The organism is Candidatus Rhodoluna planktonica (genome assembly GCF_001854225.1).
Classification (GTDB): domain Bacteria; phylum Actinomycetota; class Actinomycetes; order Actinomycetales; family Microbacteriaceae; genus Rhodoluna; species Rhodoluna planktonica.
This window is the reverse complement of the sequence record NZ_CP015208.1, coordinates 1,060,685-1,081,865: the sequence shown is the minus strand read 5'-3', so window position 1 is coordinate 1,081,865 and position 21,181 is coordinate 1,060,685. Positions and strand designations below refer to the sequence as shown.

General features: G+C 52.7%; 16 protein-coding genes. 13 read left to right on the top strand and 3 right to left on the bottom strand.

Features of this window, described 5'->3' with window-relative positions; genetic code table 11:
- From A4Z71_RS05380 to A4Z71_RS05365, 4 genes are all read left to right on the top strand, one after another.
- Complete coding sequence (locus A4Z71_RS05380; protein ID WP_070954888.1) at window positions 1-1,113, top strand: glycosyltransferase family 2 protein; 1,113 nt, start codon at window positions 1-3, stop codon at window positions 1,111-1,113.
- An 85-nt stretch (window positions 1,114-1,198) separates the two neighbouring features.
- Complete coding sequence (locus A4Z71_RS05375) at window positions 1,199-1,687, top strand: hypothetical protein (RefSeq protein ID WP_070954887.1); 489 nt, start codon at window positions 1,199-1,201, stop codon at window positions 1,685-1,687.
- Window positions 1,687-4,872: a muramidase family protein gene (locus A4Z71_RS05370; RefSeq protein ID WP_070954886.1), complete on the top strand. Its 3,186-nt coding sequence runs from the start codon at window positions 1,687-1,689 to the stop codon at window positions 4,870-4,872. The genes A4Z71_RS05375 and A4Z71_RS05370 overlap by 1 nt, the downstream gene beginning before the upstream one ends.
- Before the next feature lie 9 nt (window positions 4,873-4,881).
- The gene (locus A4Z71_RS05365) at window positions 4,882-5,574 is read left to right on the top strand and encodes a phosphocholine cytidylyltransferase family protein (protein WP_070954885.1); all 693 of its coding nucleotides are present in this window, start codon (window positions 4,882-4,884) and stop codon (window positions 5,572-5,574) included.
- Here A4Z71_RS05365 and A4Z71_RS05360 read toward each other — a convergent pair.
- Entirely contained in the window at window positions 5,507-6,889 is a 1,383-nt protein-coding gene (locus A4Z71_RS05360) for an O-antigen ligase family protein (protein WP_070954884.1), read from the bottom strand. The genes A4Z71_RS05365 and A4Z71_RS05360 overlap by 68 nt on opposite strands.
- Window positions 6,890-6,967: 78 nt before the next feature.
- On the opposite strand from A4Z71_RS05360, the gene manA reads away from it, so the two are divergent.
- Window positions 6,968-8,107, top strand: a complete 1,140-nt coding sequence (gene manA / locus A4Z71_RS05355; RefSeq protein ID WP_158512780.1) for a mannose-6-phosphate isomerase, class I — start codon at window positions 6,968-6,970, stop codon at window positions 8,105-8,107.
- A gap of 37 nt (window positions 8,108-8,144) precedes the next feature.
- Here manA and galE read toward each other — a convergent pair whose 3' ends face one another.
- On the bottom strand, window positions 8,145-9,104 hold the full coding sequence (galE, locus tag A4Z71_RS05350; protein ID WP_070954883.1) for a UDP-glucose 4-epimerase GalE: 960 nt from the start codon (window positions 9,102-9,104) through the stop codon (window positions 8,145-8,147).
- Window positions 9,105-9,258: 154 nt separating this feature from the next.
- Between galE and A4Z71_RS05345 the strand changes: the two genes are divergently transcribed.
- The 3 genes from A4Z71_RS05345 to A4Z71_RS05335 are packed head-to-tail and all read left to right on the top strand — an operon-like array spanning window position 9,259 to window position 13,744.
- The gene (locus A4Z71_RS05345; RefSeq protein WP_070954882.1) at window positions 9,259-9,564 is read left to right on the top strand and encodes a WhiB family transcriptional regulator; all 306 of its coding nucleotides are present in this window, start codon (window positions 9,259-9,261) and stop codon (window positions 9,562-9,564) included.
- 23 nt (window positions 9,565-9,587) lie between these two features.
- Window positions 9,588-12,416 carry a glycosyltransferase family 2 protein gene (locus A4Z71_RS05340; protein ID WP_070954881.1) on the top strand — a complete coding sequence of 943 codons (2,829 nt, stop codon included), beginning with the start codon at window positions 9,588-9,590 and terminating at the stop codon, window positions 12,414-12,416.
- A complete protein-coding gene (locus tag A4Z71_RS05335) occupies window positions 12,413-13,744 on the top strand; it encodes a DUF5719 family protein (protein ID WP_070954880.1) in 1,332 nt (443 codons plus the stop codon). Before A4Z71_RS05340 ends, A4Z71_RS05335 begins: the two co-directional genes overlap by 4 nt.
- Here the strand turns inward: A4Z71_RS05335 and A4Z71_RS05330 are convergent.
- Window positions 13,741-14,151 (bottom strand): hypothetical protein, encoded by a 411-nt coding sequence (locus A4Z71_RS05330; RefSeq protein WP_145943920.1) that lies wholly within the window; start codon window positions 14,149-14,151, stop codon window positions 13,741-13,743. The two genes, A4Z71_RS05335 and A4Z71_RS05330, sit on opposite strands and share 4 nt — an antisense overlap.
- Window positions 14,152-14,234: 83 nt before the next feature.
- On the opposite strand from A4Z71_RS05330, the gene A4Z71_RS05325 reads away from it, so the two are divergent.
- From A4Z71_RS05325 to A4Z71_RS05305, 5 genes are read left to right on the top strand one after another with little or no spacing between them, the layout of a single operon-like run.
- Window positions 14,235-15,647, top strand: a complete 1,413-nt coding sequence (locus A4Z71_RS05325) for a phosphomannomutase/phosphoglucomutase (protein ID WP_070955266.1) — start codon at window positions 14,235-14,237, stop codon at window positions 15,645-15,647.
- A 14-nt stretch (window positions 15,648-15,661) separates the two neighbouring features.
- Entirely contained in the window at window positions 15,662-17,122 is a 1,461-nt protein-coding gene (gene ahcY / locus A4Z71_RS05320; protein WP_070954878.1) for an adenosylhomocysteinase, read from the top strand.
- Window positions 17,123-17,137: 15 nt separating this feature from the next.
- Complete coding sequence (mtrA, locus tag A4Z71_RS05315; protein ID WP_070954877.1) at window positions 17,138-17,815, top strand: MtrAB system response regulator MtrA; 678 nt, start codon at window positions 17,138-17,140, stop codon at window positions 17,813-17,815.
- Window positions 17,816-17,818: 3 nt separating this feature from the next.
- Window positions 17,819-19,405 (top strand): MtrAB system histidine kinase MtrB, encoded by a 1,587-nt coding sequence (gene mtrB / locus A4Z71_RS05310; RefSeq protein ID WP_070954876.1) that lies wholly within the window; start codon window positions 17,819-17,821, stop codon window positions 19,403-19,405.
- Window positions 19,398-21,092, top strand: coding sequence for an LpqB family beta-propeller domain-containing protein (locus A4Z71_RS05305; RefSeq protein WP_070954875.1), 1,695 nt, complete (start codon window positions 19,398-19,400; stop codon window positions 21,090-21,092). Before mtrB ends, A4Z71_RS05305 begins: the two co-directional genes overlap by 8 nt.
- Window positions 21,093-21,181: the final 89 nt, after the last annotated feature.

The window sequence follows — 21,181 nt, the reverse complement described above, 5'->3', positions numbered from 1 at the left end:
GTGAAGTTGCTTAAAAAGTTGGCTCAGCGATTGCTGGCTGTTGGTCCTATTCCCGCCTTGAAATATGAGCTCATGCGGCTAATTTGGTGGGCCTCCTGGCGCACGAAGCGCTTCAACGCGGCCAAACCTAAAGTGACCATTGTGGTTCCGGTCTACAACGTCGAGAGTTATGTGCTTGATTGCCTCAGATCAGCTCGTGCTCAGCGCTGGCCAAATCTTGAAATCATCGCGGTTAACGATGGTTCCACCGACATTTCGCCCGAGCTAATTGCTGCTCTGGCCGAAACCACATCCGAATTGCGAATTATCAATCAGGAAAATCAAGGTCTCGGCGCTGCTCGCAACGCTGGTCTGGCTGCAATTGAGGACACCGACTACGTAATGTTCTTAGACAGCGATGATTTGCTGCCTGTGGGAGCAGTTAGTCGGCTGGTGAAGTCTGCTGAACGCAGTGGTAGCCCGCTGGTAGTCGGCAAAACTGTTTGTTTTTACGGCGCGCGTTATTTTGACCGTACCTCTACCTCAGCATTTTTCGCTAAAAACCGAGTCGCTACCAATTTGAATAAAAACCCGGAATTGTTGGGCGATGCCACCAGCTGGAACAAGCTTTACAACTGGCAGTTTTGGCAGCAGCACAAATTTGTATTTCCAACCGGGGTTGCCTACGAAGATATGACCCTGGTGGCAACGGCTTACCTTGCCGCTAAGCAGTTTGATGTTTTAGCTAGGCCGGTTTATTTTTGGCGCGTTCGAGCTGAGGGTGAATCGCTTTCAAAACGCACCACTGAACTGAAGAGTTTGTCTGACCGATTGCTTTCGATTGAGCAAATCAATCGAATCTTGCTTCGGGCAATTGGAAAAGGATTGGTCGAGACCCAAGTTCGCGAAAGTTGGCAAACCCGCATTATATCGATGGATTTGCAGCTTTTTGTGGCTGAAATCAATCGAACCGACAGTCAATTTTTTGACACCTTGAAGGCTCGCGCAGGCACGGTCTTGATGGATGCACCCGAGAGTGTTTGGGCTAACGCAACCGGCAAATATCGTAAAGCGGTGTGGGCGGCGCTGCACGGGTCTCGTGATCAGACCCTGCAAATTCTTGCCGAGGGCTAGGCGCCAATTCGCGACTTACAGGCATTTGTCAGGCCTTTTTGAGGTAGCCAAAGTTAGGCTTAAACGGCATCCCGGGAGGTCTGTGATGAAGCGCCTAATCTCAATTTCTGCTACCGCCATCAGTGCTTTGCTGCTCAGCGGCTGTGCTTTGCTCTACCCAAATTGGGGCACCGAAGAAAAACCAAGCGATTCTGAAACCCCAAGTGCAACACCGACAACCAGCGCTAGCGCAGAGCCTTCACCAAGCGCTTCGGTGACCCCTACCGAACCAAAAATTGAGGCCGAGATCAACATCATCGATTCAATGGTCGACGCCAACAACGGTTTGATTTTTGCCATTGCCGAGGTCACCAACGTCGATGAGTCAACCGGCACTTGCACACTTACCTACCAGGGCCAAGGTGTGACTAAATCTGTCTCAGCCAAGGCAGAATCCAATGTCACCACTACTCAGTGTTTCCCTCTCGAATTGGTGCTCACCGGAATTCCTAAGGGCAAGGGCTCGATTTTTGTGAGCTACGACTCAGCCACCGCGTCTGGTACAAGTAGCAAGATTGCAGTCACGATTCCGTAATGAAGGCAAACTACAAAAAACTGATTGGGGCTATCAGCGCTGCGCTTTTGGCCTTTATTGGGGTTTCCGCAATCGATATTCCGACATCGGCAAGCGCGGCTGACGCAAGCAGATTTGATCCGGGGTTGATTATTTCGGATGCTGCCTTCTACGACTCTGGCTCGATGTCCGTGGCCCAAATCCAGCGTTTTCTAGAGAGCAAATTACCAGCGGTCTGTAACGACAACGACGGTGGCCCCAAATGCATCAAAAACTTTGTCATGGATACTCCAGCGGTAACCGGAGAAGATGGTCGCTGCGCTTCATTGCCGGCTAAATCAGCCCAAACCGCTGCGCAAATAATCTATGACGTATCGATTGCCTGCAACATTAGTCCAAAAACCTTGATTGTCACGCTGCAGAAAGAGCAGGGTCTAATTCAGGCTTCTAATCCAACTTCGCGCATGTACAACTTTGCGCTTGGTATGAACTGTCCAGATACGCCATCTGGTTGTGCTGCATCCTCAGCAGGCTTCTTCTGGCAGCTTTATAAGGGTGCCGGTCAACTTCAGTGGTACGGCGATGCTCGTGGTTCTTTTACCTACCTAAAAGTTGGCACCACAATTACCCGGCGCTATCAGGCGGCCAATGTTGAGGCATCGATTGGTCGCGACTGCGGCGCCCGCTCATTTCCGCTGAAGAGCCAGGCAACTGCCGCGCTCTACTACTACACTCCATACACGCCGAACCAGGCCGCACTGAATAATCTTTACTCAACCGGAGACGCTTGTTCGGCCTACGGCAACCGCAATTTTTGGCGTTTCTACACCGACTGGTTTGGCGACCCAGTTGCCGGCTCTTTTCTAATCAAAGCGGCCACCGGCTACACCTATCTGGTCAGCGAGAATCTGAAGTACCCAATTTATGACAATGCGCTGATTAGTGAGTTGGCACCATTGGGCAAGGTGGGCACGGTTTCGCAGTCGTACCTTGACACATTCACCACCTCGACAACCTTGAATCGACTTTTCAAATCGGCAACCGGTCAGTTTTACTTCTTCGACAATGGCAAAAAGTACACCTTCACCAACTGTGCACAGGTGGAACAATTTGCCCTAGATTGCAACTTGGCAGCCACCTTCACCGCCTCACAAATTGCGGCCTTGGCTAACGGCGGCGCAATCACCGAATACATTCCGGGTGACAACGGTGAGACCTTCATCATCCAAAATGGTCTGAAGCGCCAGGTACTTGATTCGACCTCGCTCTCTGCCGCCGGAATCGCCATCCCTGCTCTTTCAACAGTGCCAATTTCAGCGTTTGACAAAATGGCTTGGGGTCAACCCATCGCCAGAAACCTAGCTTTGTTCACCAATAAAACCTCCGGTAAAAAGGGCGTTTACGTTGAAGGCAAATTTTACGAACTCTCTGATCAACTGGCCAAAGAGGTTGACTTTTCTAAGTGGTTTAGCACCTCAACCGGAACCCTGTCGGCAGCTGCAATCGGGCTGGATAATTTAGGCAAGCTCGATGCCCTGGTCAAAAACAACTCAGGCACGACCTACATCATCACCGCTGCCGGTAAGCGAGTTGTTGAAAAGCCCGAGGAGTTCCTGGCCACCGCACTTCAGGTTCCAGATGCTCTTACCGGCGCAATCCCGGATGCCGGCTCAGCTATAACCGGCCCGCTTTTTGCTAAATCGCCAGCGGCTGCCACCACCTATTTGGTTGCCGACGGTCAAAAAAGAATCATGCCAACCGCTGCAGATAGAGCTCGTCTGGCCTCGCAGGTTTCCAGCACCACAATCCAGGTGCTACCTCAATCCGCCATCAATCAAATTCCCAGTGGCAAACCTGCACTCGGCATAAATCAGTTGGTGAAAACATCTGCTTCAAGCACCACCTATCTGATTGACGGCAAGTACCGTGCGGTGCAGTTAATTCCTAAGTTGGCTCTAGAGTTTGGTCAAACCAGCACCCGCACTGTCTCGGCCGCTGAATTGTCCGGCTACCAAACTCGTATTCGACTGAGCAGTCCAAAGATTTCGTGCGGCACTTCGGTCTTTATGGCTAGCGGCGGCAAATTGCTGGCGATTTCAAACCAGGATGCGGCCAGCTATCCCGGCAAAATCTTTGCACTCACCGACGCGACCTGTGCTGCTTTAGCAAAAAATTCGGCAACTCTCGGCCGATTTATCACAACACCTGATCGAGCCATCTGGTTAGTTCAGGGTGCTAAAAAGTACCGACTAACGACAAGTGCCTATCGAACTCTGCGCGGTGATCGATTGCCTACCGTAGCAGTCTCAGCTGGTTTCGCGGCGACAATTCCTACCGCTACCGGTGTGCCCACCGAGGTTGTCGATGTCGATCCCACTCTTGTTGCAGTCCCAGTTCCATTGGTCAACGGTGGTGCGGTAATTGCGCCGGTGCCAAGTCCTACTCCGTCGACAACGCCATCGGCCACCCCAACGGCTAGCCCTAGCCCTAGTGCCAGTTCACCTACCGGTCCCGTTGCTGCAGCGGTTCATACTGTGGTCAGTGGTGAAAAAATGTATGACATCGCCATGCGCTATTACAACATCGGTACCTCAACTTATTTGCGACACATCATGGCGGCCAATTATCTAACTTCTTCGCTAGACATTTATGCCGGGCAGCGTCTGAAAATTCCGGCTAAAGAGTTAGTTGGAACGCTCACCGCTGCAGTTGCCCCAAACTACCCATTCGTCGTGCACACCGTGGTTAGTGGCGAAAAGATGTACGACATCGCCATGCGCTACTACAGCGTGGGCACCTCTACTTATTTGCGGCATATCATGGCGGCGAACTATCTGGCATCCTCGTTAGACATTTACCCGAAACAACGATTACGCATACCGGCCAAGGCGCTAGTCGGGCAAATAGTCAACGGGCAGGTGGCAGTCGACTCGAGTGCCAGTGCAACGCCGGCACCAAGTGCTTCACCGAGCCCAACAACAGCACCGATCCCGACTGCATCACCATCACCCACCACCGCTAGCCCTACACCAAGCCGGGTGTACACGGTGGTCTCCGGCGATACTCTGACCAAGATTGCAGCCAAATACTCGATGACGCTGAGCAACTTTGTGGCGACCGTCAAGACTTTGAAGCGCGGCACGCAAACCATTAACCTCAGCACCACGACGGTGCTGTGGGTCGGCGATGTGCTAACCATTCCCTAAACTGGTCGCATGTCTTATCAGGTTGTCATTCTCGCCGCCGGCATGGGAACACGGTTAGCCCGGCCGCTGCCAAAACCGCTAACCGAATTGCGCGACGGTCGGTCAATAATGCAGCAGCAGATGGACAATCTGCAGCGAGCCTTCGAAGGTGCTCAGCGAGTAATGATTGTGGTCGGCTTCAAACTCGAGGCAATTATCGAGCGTTTCCCTGAGGCTACATTTGTCTACAACGAACTTTACGATCAGACCAACACGTCAAAAAGTTTGCTCAAAGCATTGAAGGCTTCGGGTGACGGTGGCGTCCTCTGGCTCAACGGCGATGTGGTTTTCGACCCCGAGGTACTTAGCCGAGTGAAACCACTAATCGATGCGAGCCAGTCTTTTGTAGTGGTCAACACGGCGAAGGTCAGCGACGAAGAGGTCAAGTATCGGCTAGACGAGCATGGCTTCATCAGCGAACTTTCCAAGCAGGTGGTTGGTGGTTTGGGTGAAGCTGTCGGCATCAACTTTGTTGCCGGGCAAGACAAAGCCAAGCTAGTTCGGCGGCTGGCCGAGGTTGGCGATCAAGATTATTTTGAAAGAGGCATTGAACTGGCAATCGAAAACGATGGCCTTCAGTTCAAGTCAGTAGACATCAGTGATCTTTATGCAGTTGAGGTCGATTTTGCCGAAGACCTCGAGAAAGCAAACGAACTCTTTTAGGCGAGTTTCCTCGCGGTTCCAGTGTTTCCAACGGGTCGTTCACCTTTATTGCGAATAGTGTCAGCAGCATCCAGCCGTTTTCGATAAGCATTCGACTCTCGGTGAGGCTCCAGACGGCCAGACCAACAAAAAACAAAATTGGCCACAGGTAAAGTGCGCTTGTGTGTCGCACGGCAAGGCGCCAAAGTTTCACAAACGCAATCGACAGCATAACCAGAAACAGCAATGCTCCAATTGCGCCCAGTTGCAAAGTCATATCGAGGTAAGCATTGTGGGCCTGGTAATAAGGCACCTTCCCGATTACCACTAAGCCCTCATACGGCTCCACACCTGGGATCCAGTGGCTGATCCAGCCCCAGCCCTGCACTGGTCGATCTTCGATAAGTTCGAGCACTTTCTTCCAGATACCGCTGCGTCCGGTCATATCTGGGCTTTTGCCGATGAATTCAAAAACCGTAGCCCGAAAAATAAGTACCACGGCAGCGAAGGTGCCCGCGACTGCCCAAGCGATTCGGTAGTAGCGGTGGCGTACGTCACGTTCTTTGCCCTCCGCGGCGATTGACACAACAGAGGCCGCAGCGACCGCAACCATGGCGAAACCAATGCCAGCCGATCGTGCTTCAAGCATCAGCAGTGCTGCCAGTAGCAGCGATCCCACAGAAAGCCAACGCGATTTTTCATGGATGGCAAATTCGACGGTGAAGACCACCAAACCGAACATCGCCAAATAGGCCAGCAGATTCGAGTTGCCGACAATTCCCTGAATTCTCTCACCGGTAAAAAGATTTGCCTGGGTCCAGTAGTAGGCCGCAGCCGGGGGAGTTTCACCCGAGTAGTTTTTGAAAATCGGGGCGATTGGTGCGGCAACTATGAATCTGGCAATAACTTCGAACAGTAACGATGAGGCAAGTATGACTCGAAGGGTGTTGGCAAAAAGGTTGAGTAGGGCTCGCCAACTAAAAAGTGCTGCGAGAAAAAATGCAAAGACCGTGGTGCCAACCTGGGCAACTGTAGCCAGGGCGGTGAATCCGGGATAGGCAGACCAGAGAGTGGAAACCGCCATCAGCGTGAGCAAACTTATTAGTGGCCAACTCGGCTTGGAATCGATTTCACGGCGTTTTGAAACCAGCAGTGCGACTGCTAGCCCGAACAGAACTACCAGCAGCGCGCCCCAGCCAATCCAGCCGATGCTGTAACGCACGGCGTCGCCTGCCAACATGGTGAAGGCAACCGCATAGGCCACAGCCCATTTTGCGCGGTAGCCCTTTTCGCGCGTGTTGGCGATTACTCGAATTGGTCTAGTGAGATCTGACATTTTGCCTTTTCTGCAGAGGCTTTCAGTCTATTTGGCGAGGCACTGGCTAGGCTTAGTGGTCGAGAGAATGGGGTTTCTGTGATCGTAAAGATTTCAAATCAGCCTCAAGGTTATGCCTGGGGTTCAACAACGCTCATCCCAGACTTTCTGCGACAAGAGGCAACCGGCCAACCGATGGCCGAAATTTGGCTGGGCACCCATCCGATTTCTGAAGCAAAAACATCTAACGGCCAATTTCTCTCTGAGCTCATCGGTCACCGGTTGAGTTTTCTCACCAAAATTCTTGCCGCTGATCAACCGCTTTCAATTCAAGCCCACCCAAATCTGCAGCAGGCAGCCGCGGGCTTTGTCGCCGAAAACTTGGCTGGCACACCGCTCGATGCCCCCAATCGAAATTACCGGGATGATCAGCACAAACCAGAAGTCATAATCGCAGTTTCTGATTTTCGTGCGCTTTGCGGCTTCAAAACCGATGAGCAAATCACCGAATTGTTTAGTGACATTTTGGCCCTCGCCGAAATTAGCGATGGTTTACGCGAAATAGTCTCTAAGTGGCAAAGTGACCTAAAAAACTTTGGCTTGAAGGCTATTTTCGAAGACATTTTTGCGCGCTCAGATAACCTGCTGGGTGTTACCAACGAACTTGCTTCGCTTGCTGATTTTGACTCTCGATTTGAACTGGTAGCTGAGCTGAATAGCCTCTATCCGGGAGATCCCGGTGTCGTGGTTTCGATTTTGCTGAATCAGGTTTTACTCACCCCAGGTCAGGCATTGTTTTTGCCGGCCGGAAATATTCACGCTTACGTTTCGGGTCTCGGTATAGAGGTTATGGCAGCATCCGATAATGTGCTGCGCGGTGGTTTGACCAGAAAGCACGTTGATGTTGCCGAACTTACCCGGGTACTTGATTTTTCCAACCGCCAAATATCTAAGTTACAGAGCAGTAATTTGGTGCGCGGCCTCGAGAAATTTGAGTTGCCGATTCAAGATTTCTCAATTTATCGAGCCAACCTAGACTCACAAGTGGTGCTTGCTGATTTGCAGTTGCCTGCCGAAACCGTTGCAGTCTGCGTTGCCGGTGAGGTAGCCATATCTGACAGTCAGGCGCAACGCGTGGTGCTCGCCCGAGGCGAAGCTGCCTACCTGTCGACCGAAGCAAAGTACGTAACTCTAGCCGGCAGCGGCACGGTTATTTTGGCCGTTGGTCGCGAAGACTAGCGTTGTAATTAGGCCTGACCGCGTATCGATGCTTTGATTAGCTTCTGGCAGCCCAGGCAGTTTCAATAATTTCAGCCAGTCCGCGCTTGGCTTCCCAACCTAATTCTTTTTTGATGCGTGAGACATCGGCGCAGAGCCTAGGCGGGTCGCCGGCTCGACGAGGTTCAATTGAAGTTTCAAAATCAATTCCGCTGACTCGGCGAATTTCCGCCAGAACCTCGAAAACTGATGAACCCACACCGGTGCCAACGTTGAAAACCGAGGATTGGCGATCTTCGCGCTCTAGGTAGTCAAGGGCCGCTAGATGCGCTTCGGCTAAGTCGAGAACATGCACGTAATCACGAACGCAGCTGCCATCTGGGGTTGGGTAATCGTCACCAAACACCGCAGGCTGCCGGTTTTCAGCTAGTGCCTTAAAGACGATGGGCACCAGGTTCATCACCGCAGTGTCAGCAAGATCCGGCCAGCCAGCTCCGGCGACATTGAAGTAACGCAAGCTAGCATGCTTTAGACCCCAAGCACGAGACGCGTTGGCAACCATCCACTCACCAATTAGTTTGGTTTGACCATAAGGATTAATTGGCTGGCAAATTAGGTCTTCGCTAACTGCCACCACATCGGGCATTCCGTAGGTGGCCGCGCTTGAAGAGAAAACTATTTTTGAAACCTTGCTTTGCTGCATGGCAGTTAGCAAATTAACCATGCCACCGATGTTTTGCTCAAAATAGAATTCGGGACGCAGCACCGATTCGCCCACCTGCTTGCGAGCGGCCAGGTGAATAACTGCATCAACCGAGTATTTTTCAAACGCCGCATTCAAACTGGCGACAGCGTCGGTTGATGAAAGGTCTAACTGCACAAGTTCGGCCTGACCGATGCGTCCAACGACGCCCGAGGAAATGTCATCCGCGACAATCACTTGGTCACCGCGCTCAAGTAAGAGTCGAACCACGTGCGAACCGATATAGCCGGCTCCGCCGGTAACCAAAATGCTCATGACATCAAGAATAGTTGCGGTTGTTCGGCTATCCGTATCTTTGGCGATTGTTACCAATCTCAACTTGACATTGGGGGAATAACACCGGTGTAATTACATCAACGCAATTTGTTAGGTTGCATCTGAACCGGTGTGACCCAGTAAGGAAATAGTTATGGACAGTCGTAATCGTGTGCCAGAAAACTGGTTTATCGATCCGATTCGACTAGGTGTCGCGGGGGCGTACTCAAATCCTGAAGAAGATCCACTGGCATGGCAGGCTGATGCGCTTTGCGCCCAGACTGATCCAGAAGCCTTTTTCCCAGAAAAAGGTGGTTCTACCAGAGATGCAAAACGCATTTGCGGTGGCTGCGAAGTTAAAGCTCAGTGCCTCGATTACGCTTTGGCGAACGATGAACGATTCGGAATTTGGGGTGGCCTATCCGAGCGTGAACGCCGCAAGCTGAAGAAGCGCGCTTAGCCTAAGAGCCTTCGGGCAAAATCATGAAGCCGTTTGTCACCGCTATCGTGGTCAGCCACGATGCCGCTGACTTCCTTAATCAAACCCTGGCAGCACTTGCCCGTCAAACGGTTGTGCCCGACCGAATTTTTGTTGTCGATTCATCCAGCCAAAAACCGACGGTGGCTGAAAACATCGCTCTGATTTCGGTGCCTAGAAAATCTGATTTACCCAGTTCAATTGCGGCCGCACTCGAGGCTGCACCAAGTCAGGCCGGCGAGTGGCTATGGCTGTTGCACGATGATAGTGCGCCGATGCCCGACTGTCTCGAACAGCTGTTGCTGGCCGCCGAGAAATCTCCATCGGCTCGCCAGCTCGGGCCAAAGCAATTGGAATGGCACAATCCGCGCATCATCGCTCAGCAGGGGCTAACCCTCACTCGCACCGGGCGATTGTTTTCTCTGGTTCGTGGTGAGCTAGACCAAGCCCAGCACGATCAGGTCGATGATGTTTTAGCGGTTGGTACCGCAGGCACTCTAATTCTGCGCGAAAGCTATGAAGAGCTTGGCGGGCTAGATGACCGCGCGCCGGCACTAGCGCAAGATCTTGATTTTTCCATTCGGTTGCGCCGCGCTGGAAATCGCGTCATCGTGGTGCCAGATGCCAAAATTCGCCATGCCACACTTTCACTAAATCAAAAACGTGAACGGCGTTGGTTGGCTGGCAGTCCTAAAACAGCAAGTCGGCGAGCTGAGATTCATCTGCAGTTGGTTCATCAGCCGATTTTGATGGCGCTTTTGGTGTGGCTGTCGCTACCTTTCATCGGGCTCTTTCGGGCCATCGCCAGAGTCTTCAACAAAACGCCTAATTTGCTCTGGGGTGAACTTTCGGCCGCAATCTGGGGGTTTTTCAGTTTGCCGTTGCGTCTGTCGGCTAGGCGCAAAAATACTGGCATAGCACTAAAACGGATGCGTGGGCTGCGGGCGAGCGAGCAGCAGGTGCGGTCTAGCCGAAAGGCACAGAGCGAATTTTTTGAAGAGCAACTAACCATTGAGAAATTTGAAAACGGTGAGGTAGCCGAACAGAAGTCCTTCTTGGCATCCGGTGCCGGTTGGCTGACCTTGGGCATTTTGGTAGCAAGCTGGCAATTCTTTCCTGCTGCGGTGGCAATCAATGGGGCGGCCGTGCGGCCCTTGGCAGCTAACTGGTTCAACCTTTTCGATTCAGCCGGGGCCAGTTTTCAAAACCTGGGATTTGGCTTGTGGGCGCCGAGCGATCCGTTCAACTGGGTGTTATTGGCTATCGGGTCTCTCACTTTTTGGCAACCCTCAATCGCATTGGTTCTGCTGGTCTTTCTCACTAAGGCCCTGGCTTTTATCAGCGCCTGGTTTTGGCTGTCGCTCTGGCTAAACAAAGCCTGGCAAAAAAACCTGGCCGCGCTGGTTTACGCTTTGTTCCCCGCTTTAGGTGTTGCTGTGGCTGAAGGGCGAATCCCGGTATTGCTGGTTTGGATACTGCTCCCCGTGTTTTTGCTTGGCTTAGCCAAAATCACTGGCTGGCGAGCCGAACCAATCACCGTAGCGCGCACCTATACCTGGGTCGCAATTTCGGGGCTGAGTCTGGCTGCTATTGCGGCAGCGAACTTTGCGATTGGACTAGTGCTTATTGCGGCGGTTGCAGTTTTGGCTCTCGTCAAGATTCGTAAATTTGGTTTTTTGATTTGGGTCCCGCTGCCGCTCGCGGCGATCTTTTCACCAACGGTAATTTTTTACCTGTTCGGATTAGCCAATCCGGTTGCCCTGTTGGCCGATCCTTCAACACCCTTGGTCGCTAGTGAGTCGGCTTGGGGAAATCAACTGCTATTTGGCGCCGAGGTTGGGCCAGATTTTGGTTTTGGGACAATCGGCAACTTCGCTTCCATCGCAATTTTGCTAATCGCTGCCGTGGCACTTTTTGCGCGCAATACCGCCGCCACTGTTTTGGCGGCAAGCATGTCGCTCGGCGCAGTCGGATTAATTTGGTTGGCCCGACAAATAAGGGTTCCAGTGGTTGGCACAGACTCGCAGTCAATGTTTGATCAGGAAATCACCAATTCAACTTTGCCCGCCACGGCTGTTTTGGCGCTGGCCGTCGCGCTCTTGGTCGGTGTTGCAATGCAGTCGAGTAAGAAGGCGGCATTGGCCTCCGCCACGGTATCGCTGGCAATTCTGCCAATCCTGGCAACTTCGATTCTGCTTGTGCCTAAGTTCGCTTCTGGTTCAGATCAGGTATCACCAGCTTTGGTTTTGGCCGAGTCAAATTCAGGTAGCAACCTCAAGATGCTGGTGGTCAGCCCAACCCAGATCGAGTCCGCCGTGCAATATGCTGCGGCTCTGGTCGACGGGGATGGGGTACAGCTCGAAGAACTTTCGCTGGTTTATCGGATGGCGCTGACCACACCGACTCTCGGGCTTGCCGCGGATGATCCGAGATGGCTGGAAATTGCAGCGCAGCGTGAACTGCACGCAAACCTGGTCGCCAATCTGGTTTCGGCAAATAATTCTGACCTGGCCGATATTTTGCGTTCTGGTCAAATTGGTTATGTTCTGGTTCCAGACCAAGACACCGAACTAGCCCGCAACCTTGGGGTCAGTCTTGATTCGATCAAAGAACTAGAGTCTGTGGGTGAAACACCATTTGGTTGGCTCTGGCGAGTTCGAGACCCTAACCCCGTTCTTCTAGCCGGGTCTGAGCCGCAGTCGCGTTGGTCGCTCACCAAAGCTGGCCAACTGGGAATCCTTGCCGGTTTCATTTTGCTGGCTTTACCCGCTGGCCGTTCGGGGGCAAGGCGCGAGCGAGATTCTCAAATTTTTGTCGAGGGGGTTGAAGAATGAGTCTGGCTCGTTTCTTTACTCCGATTCTCACCGCACTCTTAGTGGCAACTACGTTCGCCCTACCAGAGCTAAATGTCGTCGCTGGCAGTCTGCCCAATGCCGAACTGAAGACGGCAAAGGCTAAAGACCTAACCCTGGTTTGCCCTGGTGAGCTGTTTCGCAGCGGCGGCAGCAGTGGCACCCAGATTGGAGTGTTTGATCCAGTTGGTTCGGCTGGCACCAGGGTTTATTTTGCCGATCCAGTAGGTGTGTCACTTGAAGTTGCCAACGGCAGTTACACCGCCCAAGACCCGAGCGGCAGAGCCGTTCAGGGTTCGACACTGCTGTCGGTGCTGCAGACCCAGGTGATAACAGGTTCGAGCATGGCTGGATTAGCGGCTGCAAGCTGTCAGCAGCCGGCAACAAATGTTTGGTTGCTTGGCGGATCGACCGCACTAGGCCGTGAGGCTCTGCTGGTTTTGCGCAATCCGGGAAATGTTGATTCAACTGTTTCACTAAAGCTTTACTCTGAGGCCGGCGAACTGGCATCGGCGGCGCTTTCTGGAATCGCTGTGCCGGCTGGCAAAACCACAGTTTTCAACCTCTCTGCGGTGGCTCCAAAAACCAAAACTTTTGTGGTTCAGGTTTTAGCTAAGGGCGGCGCGATAGGCGCTTGGATTCAACAGAAAGCGGTTCGCGGCCTGATTGCTGGCGGAGTGGATTACGTGATGCCTAGCCAGCCAGCTCAGCTGAGGCAGGTCATTACCGGCCTATTTATCCGGGGTTCAAAAGATGCTGCAGAATTGGCGGCAAACGCCACCGACTATCAAGACCTTGCACCGGTGTTGCGCGTATTTGTCCCGGGAGATCAGGCGGCAACCTTTACGGCCCAGGTGGTCGGTGCAACGGCAAATACCTTCGGCACGGTGCTGCGCCAGCAGGTTGCCGGCGGAACTGTTGCCGAATTCGAACTAGCTGGGCTACTCGATGGTGACTATGCGATCATCCTCGAATCAGACCAGCCGATTCAGGTCGCCGCCAAAGTATCGCGCACTTTCAAAGCCAAAAACCCGAACACAGACTTTGCCTGGCTACCGAGTTTGCCGGCGCTGACCGCCAAACAGATTATTCCGGTGCCGCAAAACGGCATTTCAAAATTGAGCCTCTACTCGACAAGCAGCCAAACTCTGCAAACAATCGAGCTGCCCAAGGGGGCAAATTTTGCTCTGCCGGAAACCGATCAACCGATGTTTGCATCCCTGGTTTTAGATATCGACGGATCGCTCGCGGTAATACCGGTAATGGACTATAAGAATTCGGGTGGCACAGTCGCGGTAAGTTTGCGCTAGTCGCCACCGAGCAGATCCCAGGGGTCCTTGCCAATGAGTGCGGCTGCAGCCTGAAAAACATACTCTTCGATGTGCATGCGCTCATGCATTGGATCAGTCCGGCGAACATGCCCCAGTCGTTCAATAGGCAGTCGATAAATCACAATGGTGAGGTCTTCCGGGCGAGCCGCCCAGCGTTTCACACCTTCACTTGATTCGCTAACGGCGGGTGCATCGGTAATAAGGCAACGCATGCTGCCCAAGTCTTCCGGGTAGGCATGCCTGAGAAAATCGCAGGCACCCTCGACAATTTGTTCAAAACTGGATGGACCTCGCCCAATTATTCTCAGGTGGCCGAGCAATGAACGTCGCATACCTCGGCCATGACGATCCCGCTCAAAACCTCGGGGACGATTGGCTGAAGACATGTGCCCAGTCTATTTGGCTTGGTATTCTTGAGGGGTGTTTGAGCTGGGCAGCGGCCCGGCTCGCTCTCAACCTGAAAGAGTTCATGACAGTCAACTGGGACGCCATTGTAAAAACCTATGATGTACGAGGTTTAGTCGGCAAAGATCTAACCAACGAAGTTGTCGCCGCTTTGGCTGCTGCCTTCGTCGATGAACTCGACGCTGCCGGCACTGATGTCATCGTCGGTCATGACATGCGAGATTCATCGCCCGAATTTGCTGAGGCATTTGCCGAAGGTGCCCAGGCTAGAGGAGCACACGTAGTTTCAATTGGCTTGTGCTCAACCGATGAGTCATATTTCGCATCCGGAGCCTTAGATGCGCCTGCAGCCATGTTCACCGCCTCGCACAATCCGGCAACCTACAACGGCATCAAATTTTCTCGGGCCGGCGCTCGCGGCATCAGTTTAGATACCGGCCTTGCTGCAATTCGTGATCGCGCCAAGGTCTACCTAGAAAATGGCATTAACGAAGTTGATGAACCGGGAAGTTTCCGCGAAGAGCACATCTTGGTTCGCTATGCGTCATACCTGCGCGAATTGGTTTCGTTGAACACAATTCGACCACTCAAGGTTGTTGTCGATGCCGGAAACGGCATGGGCGGGCTCACGGTGCCGGCCGTTCTCGGACACGCCAACGATCTCGAGCGCTTACCGCTCGAAATTGTTCCGATGTACTTTGAACTAGACGGTACTTTCCCAAATCACGAGGCCAATCCGCTCGACCCCAAAAACCTAGTTGACCTGCAGCGTGCGGTTGTTGACTACCAAGCCGACTTGGGGCTGGCCTTTGATGGCGATGCCGACCGCGTTTTTGTGGTCGATGAAAAAGGTCAGCCGGTAACTCCGTCTGCTGTGGCTGCCATTGTGGCTCGACGCGAAATCGCGCGCGAAAAGATTCAGAACCCAGGTGCACCAATCACGGTGCTGCACAACCTACTCACCTCAAATGTGGTGCGCGAGGTGGTTGAAGCCGATGGTGCTCGGGCGGTTAGAACCAAGGTTGGCCACTCGCTAATCAAAGACAAAATGGCTGAAACCAATGCTGTTTTTGGTGGCGAACACAGTGCGCACTATTACTTCCGAGACTTTTGGGGTGCCGACAACGGAATGTTGGCTGCCATGCACGTGTTGGCTGAGTTTGGCAACCAAGACAAATCCATGTCCGAGTTTGCCGCAAGTTACAACCCTTACTTTCTTAGCGGTGAAATCAATTCCACCGTTGCCGATGCGCAAGCTGCTAAAGATCGAATTCGGGAAGCATTCGCCGACCGAGCCGATTTTGAAGAGTTTGACGGCATCACAGCTCAAGGCAAGTCTGCCGACGCTGGCACGTGGTGGTGGTTCAACGTTCGCACCTCGAACACCGAACCACTGCTTCGCCTCAATGTCGAGGCTTCAAACGAGGCCGACATGATCCGAGTTCGCGATGAGGTTCTTAGCCTCATCCGCGCCTAGCCAGAAAGACCAAAATGAGCACCATCGACTTCAAAGTAGCTGACCTAAACCTCGCCGAAATTGGACGTCACCAAATTCGCTTAGCCGAGCATGAAATGCCAGGCTTGATGGCTCTGCGCACCGAGTTTTCTGCCAGCCAACCGCTCAAGGGTGCCCGCATTGCCGGCTCGCTGCACATGACGGTTCAGACGGCGGTTTTGATTGAAACTTTGGTTGCTCTGGGCGCTTCGGTTCGCTGGGCTTCCTGCAACATTTTTTCGACCCAGGATGAAGCCGCGGCGGCTGTTGTGGTTGGCAAAGGAACCGCGGAAAACCCTCAGGGTACTCCGGTGTTTGCCTGGAAAGGGGAAACCTTAGAAGAGTACTGGTGGTGCACCGATCAGATTTTTGATTGGTCTGCCGAAGCCAAGACCGAGGGTGCCACCTACATCGGCCCAAACATGATTCTCGACGACGGTGGTGACGCCACGCTCTTGGTTCACAAGGGGCGCGAATTTGAACTAGCCGGTCAGGTTCCAGCAACCGGCGAAAGCGACAGCGAAGAGTATGCCGTTGTCCTCGAACTCTTGCGCTCGTCAATTGCTACTAGCCCAAATCGTTTCACCCAAATTGCCGCCGAAATCAAGGGTGTCACTGAAGAGACCACAACCGGTGTGCACCGACTCTATGAATTTTTCCGCAACGGTGAACTGCTGTTCCCGGCCATCAACGTCAACGACTCGGTCACCAAGTCAAAGTTTGACAACAAATACGGAATCCGCCACTCACTACCTGATGGCCTGAACCGCGCTACCGATGTTTTGATCGGAGGCAAGACCGCCTTCGTCGCCGGTTACGGTGATGTCGGCAAGGGTTCGGCCGAGGCCATGCGCGCACAGGGTGCTCGTGTGATTGTCAGCGAAATTGACCCGATCTGTGCACTGCAGGCTGCCATGGATGGTTTTCAGGTTGCTCGACTCGAGTCGGTCATCGACCAGGTCGATATCTTTATTACAGCCACCGGTAACGCTGGAATCATCAAGCCTGAACACGTCTTGCAGATGAAGCACTTGGCCATTGTTGCCAACGTCGGACACTTCGATAACGAAATCGACATGGCCGGTATTGCCAAGATCCCGGGAATCGAAAAAATCGAAATCAAACCGCAGGTTCACGAGTGGCGCTTGCCAAACGGCAAGTCTGTCTTGATTCTCAGCGAGGGTCGTTTGATGAACCTGGGCAACGCTACCGGGCATCCTAGTTTCGTGATGAGCAATTCATTTAGCAACCAGGTTTTGGCGCAAATTGAACTGTTCAGCAAGTCTGCAAACTATGAACTGGGTGTGCATATTTTGCCGAAAAACCTGGATGAAAAAGTTGCTCGTTTGCACCTTGACGCACTTGGTGTTGAATTAACACAATTGACTGGCGAACAGGCACGGTACATTGGTGTAGATGTGGCGGGCCCGTTTAAGGTCGATCACTACCGTTACTAAACCGGGGAGACAACAATGACCCATAAGATCTTGGTCATCGACGACGACAACGCACTGCGCGAGATGGTCGGTATCGTGCTCGAGTCTGAGGGTTTCTCGGTTAGTTTTCACGACGCCGGAGCCGGCGCTGCTGATGTTTTTGCTGCGATTGAGCCCGACTTGGTTTTACTCGATGTGATGTTGCCGGGCAAAGACGGAATTGAAGTCTGTCGCGAAATTCGCAATATCAGCGGCACTCCAATCATTATGCTTACCGCCAAAACCGAATCTGACGATGTGGTTCGGGGTCTTGAAGCTGGCGCCGACGACTATGTGGTTAAGCCGTTTGATCCGGGTGTACTCACTGCTCGAATTCGAGCCCGACTTCGCGCTGGTGCACCAGTGGTCGACACTGAAACCTATCGCATTGGCCCGCTCACTCTCGACGTAGTCGGTCACGAGGTGAAACGCGGCGACGAGCTGATTTCACTAACTCCACTTGAATTTTCACTGCTGCTTACCCTGGCCCAAAAGCCTAAACAGGTTTTCACCAGAGAGATGCTGCTTGAGTTGGTTTGGGGTTATCACTACAAAGCCGACACCCGATTGGTCAACGTGCACGTGCAGCGGTTGCGTTCAAAAATCGAGGAAGACCCAGACAATCCAAAGATTGTCACTACGGTTCGCGGCATCGGATACAAGGCTGGTTTGTAGTAATTGCGGCTACGCGGCTTCCTAAACTGGGGGCTCGGTCTATTCAAGAAATACCTTCAGGCTCGAGCAGTTTTTTCCACTGTTGCTCTGGCCACGGTGATGCTTTTCATCACCGGAGGATTCCTCTCGTATTCAATCGGTAATGGTTTGTTCAACACGCGCGTTGACCAAATTTTGGCTGAGTCGGAGCGAGCTGTAATCGAAGTGCAGAACACGTTTTCGGCCACCACGGTAACCGATGAAATTGGTTTGCAGACCTTAATGAATTCAGTGGTGCCATCCCTCGAATCTTCGGGAACCTCTTCGACGCGCCGAGTTGCCTTGCTTAGATCCCCGAACCAAGACATGAACTTGATCTTGCAGAGCCCAATTTCTGCCGATCTCGACACTCTGCTTATTTCTCAAGAACTGCGCAATGAGGTTCGTTCATCCAATGGCGACTTGAAGTACCAGTCAATCGGCATCCCGGTCAACGGACAGAATTCACCCGGCATAGTGGTTGGTGCGCCGATTGAAATACCGCTTGCCGGCACCTATGAGCTCTATCTGATGTTTGATCTAAGTTCTGAACAGCAAACGCTTGATTTCGTTCAGCGAACCATGGCAGTTGGCGGAATCTTTTTGATTTTCGCCATCGGAGCGGTGAGCTTTTTCGTAACCAATTGGTTGGTTAAGCCGGTGCACGAGGCGGCTAAGGTTGCCGAGGAAATTTCCGAAGGTGCTTTGGATCGACGTCTGCCAGAGGTAGGCGAAGATGTAATTGCAGTACTTGGGCGCTCATTCAACCGAATGACTGAGTCGCTGCAAAAGCAGATTGTGAAATTGGCTTCGGTCTCTAAAATGCAGCAACGATTTGTTTCTGACGTGTCCCATGAACTGAGAACACCGCTAACCACAATCAAATTGGCCGGCGATGTAATTTTTGCTAACCGAGGCAAGCTTGAACCAGCTGCCAAACGCTCGGCCGAGCTTATGCACGATCAAATCGAACGCTTTGAAGTGTTACTCAATGATCTGCTTGAAATATCGCGATACGATGCCGGTGCGATCAATGCCGATCTAGAGATCCAAGACCTCAACGGAGTCGTCGGCATGGCGATTTCTGGGCTAGAACCATTAGCTGCAAGTAAGGGTTCTCAAATTCTGGTCGACATTCCTAGCGGTTCGGTCGATGTTGAAATTGACTCGGCTCGAATCGAGCGCCTGTTGCGCAACCTAATAGCCAATGCAGTAGAGCACGGAGAAGGCAAACCCATCCGGATTGCGGTTGGCGCTGACGAATCGGCGGTGGCAGTCACGGTGACCGACTCAGGCGTTGGCATGTCTCGCGCTGAAGTAGACCGAGTTTTTGATCGATTTTGGCGTGCCGATCCAGCTCGCAAACGCACTACCGGCGGCACCGGTCTAGGTTTGGCAATCTCAATGGAGGACACAAACCTGCACGGCGGATGGTTGCAGGTCTGGGCCAAGCCGGGGGAGGGTGCCTCTTTCCGGCTTACGCTACCTCGTCGCCATGGAATGGTTTTCACTCAGTCGCCGCTGCCACTGCCGCCCAAGAATAAGACAGCCAAGCGGGTGAACAATGCCTAACCTAAAAGCTTTGCAAAAACTGATATCGGCTACGGTCGGGTTTGCCGCGGCGATCGCACTCACCGGCTGCGCCATGATTCCAACAAATTCAAATGTTCGAACCGGTCAAGCGGTTGACGCCAATCCTGATTCCGAATTTTTGTATTACTCTCCGGTGGGGCCCAGCGTCGGCGACAGCATCGAAGCGATTGTGAACGGATTTATCAACGCAGGCACCGGTCCACAGAACGACTATGCGGTGGCTCGAGAGTACCTGTCCAACGACTTTCGTGCGACATGGAATCCCGCAGAGCGAACCCTGATTCAAAACGTCCGGCCTGCAGTCACCATCTATCCAAACAACACTGCCAGCGTTGCGGTTTCGGTGGTCGCTGAGGTAGATCAGGATGGAATTTATCTGGAGCGATCAGCTGGGTCGACAGAACTGCTGGAACTTGAGTTGGTTCGAGAAAACGGCGAGTGGCGAATATCTAAAGCTCCAAATCTAACCGTTGTGCTCAAGCCGGTTTTTGAAAACATTTTCCAAAGTGTTTCCCTGTATTTTTTCGATTCGCTATTCGAATATCTGGTGCCTGATACCCGGTGGTTCCCTTCCCGGGCCTCAACCCCAACTCGTCTTACCAATGCGCTTCTCAAAGGCCCTAATCCTTGGCTTAAAGAGGCGGTGCGAAGCGCCTTACCTTCGGGCACGAAATTGTCGCTGAACGCAGTTACGGTCGTTGCCGGAGTGGCCTCGGTAGACCTAACTAACCGTGCCCTAGTCGCCAACACGCTGCAGCGGTCTTTGATGAAGCAGCAGCTTCGAGAGACCCTTGTGCAGCTTGAGAACATTTACGATGTACAAATTTTGATCGAGCGTGCACCGCAAGATATTGCCACCGGAAATATTCGTCGACCGGTAGCTCCAGCGTCGTATCCGATTATCTTGCGTGAAGGTCAGCTCAGTTATCCAACCGGTGCTGCCGGTCCGAAACTTGATCGGCTCAACCAGATCATCTCAAACTATGAAGTCAAAGATTTCGCAATTGATTCAGGCTTCAACGAGTTGGTTTTCACCACACCGGCGGGTGCTTACCGAACTCAATTGAAGCTGGTACCAAGTGCGGTTTCGCTGGTCGATGCCCGGGCTAATTTGCTGCAACCCAAGATAGACCAGCGTGGCTATGTAATCAGTGCTGGAAGGGCAGCCGGATCGTCGATTTTAGCCATCGACAAAAATGGTGTCGCCAAGCCAATCGAACTTGGCCAACTGATTGCGTTTGAACGAACTGGATTCTCGCTAAGCGCTGATGGCGCCAGAGCAGTTTTCACGTTGAACTCAGCCAATGGATTGCGAGTTTTCTTGGTGCCTGTGGTGCGCGACGGCGACGGCTCTCCGGTTAGGTTTGGAACCCCGCACGACATTACCCCGGTCGGTCTAAGCCCGATTTCAGCATCATGGCTAGATGAATCAAATCTGATTGTCTCAGGCACCAACTCTTCGGACCAAGCTGTCTCGGTTGTTCTAAAAGTGGGTGGTTTCAGCCGAAGCATTTCACCACTCAGCGAACCTGTCACCGCGGCTGGTGTCAATGCAATAGGCAATTTCTTTGGCCTCTCAGCCAACGGAAATTTGTATCAGTACCGAGGTTTTGGTTGGCTTATCGTTGCCAGCAACGTGAGCGTATTTGCCTACCCCGGCAACTAAACACAATATTTTGGCTTTGGTTATCGGCCCTTAGTCCCGCTTGGCTATCCACAAATTAAGTTCTGCGGTGCCATTTCGAAACGGCCAGC

Coding starts and splice junctions, on each gene's coding strand:
- A4Z71_RS05375 (WP_070954887.1), top strand. CDS start 1,199: ATGAAGCGCCTAATCTCAATTTCTGCTACCGCCATCAGTGCTTTGCTG.
- A4Z71_RS05370 (WP_070954886.1), top strand. CDS start 1,687: ATGAAGGCAAACTACAAAAAACTGATTGGGGCTATCAGCGCTGCGCTT.
- A4Z71_RS05365 (WP_070954885.1), top strand. CDS start 4,882: ATGTCTTATCAGGTTGTCATTCTCGCCGCCGGCATGGGAACACGGTTA.
- A4Z71_RS05360 (WP_070954884.1), bottom strand. CDS start 6,889: ATGTCAGATCTCACTAGACCAATTCGAGTAATCGCCAACACGCGCGAA.
- galE (WP_070954883.1), bottom strand. CDS start 9,104: ATGAGCATTTTGGTTACCGGCGGAGCCGGCTATATCGGTTCGCACGTG.
- A4Z71_RS05345 (WP_070954882.1), top strand. CDS start 9,259: ATGGACAGTCGTAATCGTGTGCCAGAAAACTGGTTTATCGATCCGATT.
- A4Z71_RS05340 (WP_070954881.1), top strand. CDS start 9,588: ATGAAGCCGTTTGTCACCGCTATCGTGGTCAGCCACGATGCCGCTGAC.
- A4Z71_RS05335 (WP_070954880.1), top strand. CDS start 12,413: ATGAGTCTGGCTCGTTTCTTTACTCCGATTCTCACCGCACTCTTAGTG.
- A4Z71_RS05330 (WP_145943920.1), bottom strand. CDS start 14,151: ATGTCTTCAGCCAATCGTCCCCGAGGTTTTGAGCGGGATCGTCATGGC.
- A4Z71_RS05325 (WP_070955266.1), top strand. CDS start 14,235: ATGACAGTCAACTGGGACGCCATTGTAAAAACCTATGATGTACGAGGT.
- ahcY (WP_070954878.1), top strand. CDS start 15,662: ATGAGCACCATCGACTTCAAAGTAGCTGACCTAAACCTCGCCGAAATT.
- mtrA (WP_070954877.1), top strand. CDS start 17,138: ATGACCCATAAGATCTTGGTCATCGACGACGACAACGCACTGCGCGAG.
- A4Z71_RS05305 (WP_070954875.1), top strand. CDS start 19,398: ATGCCTAACCTAAAAGCTTTGCAAAAACTGATATCGGCTACGGTCGGG.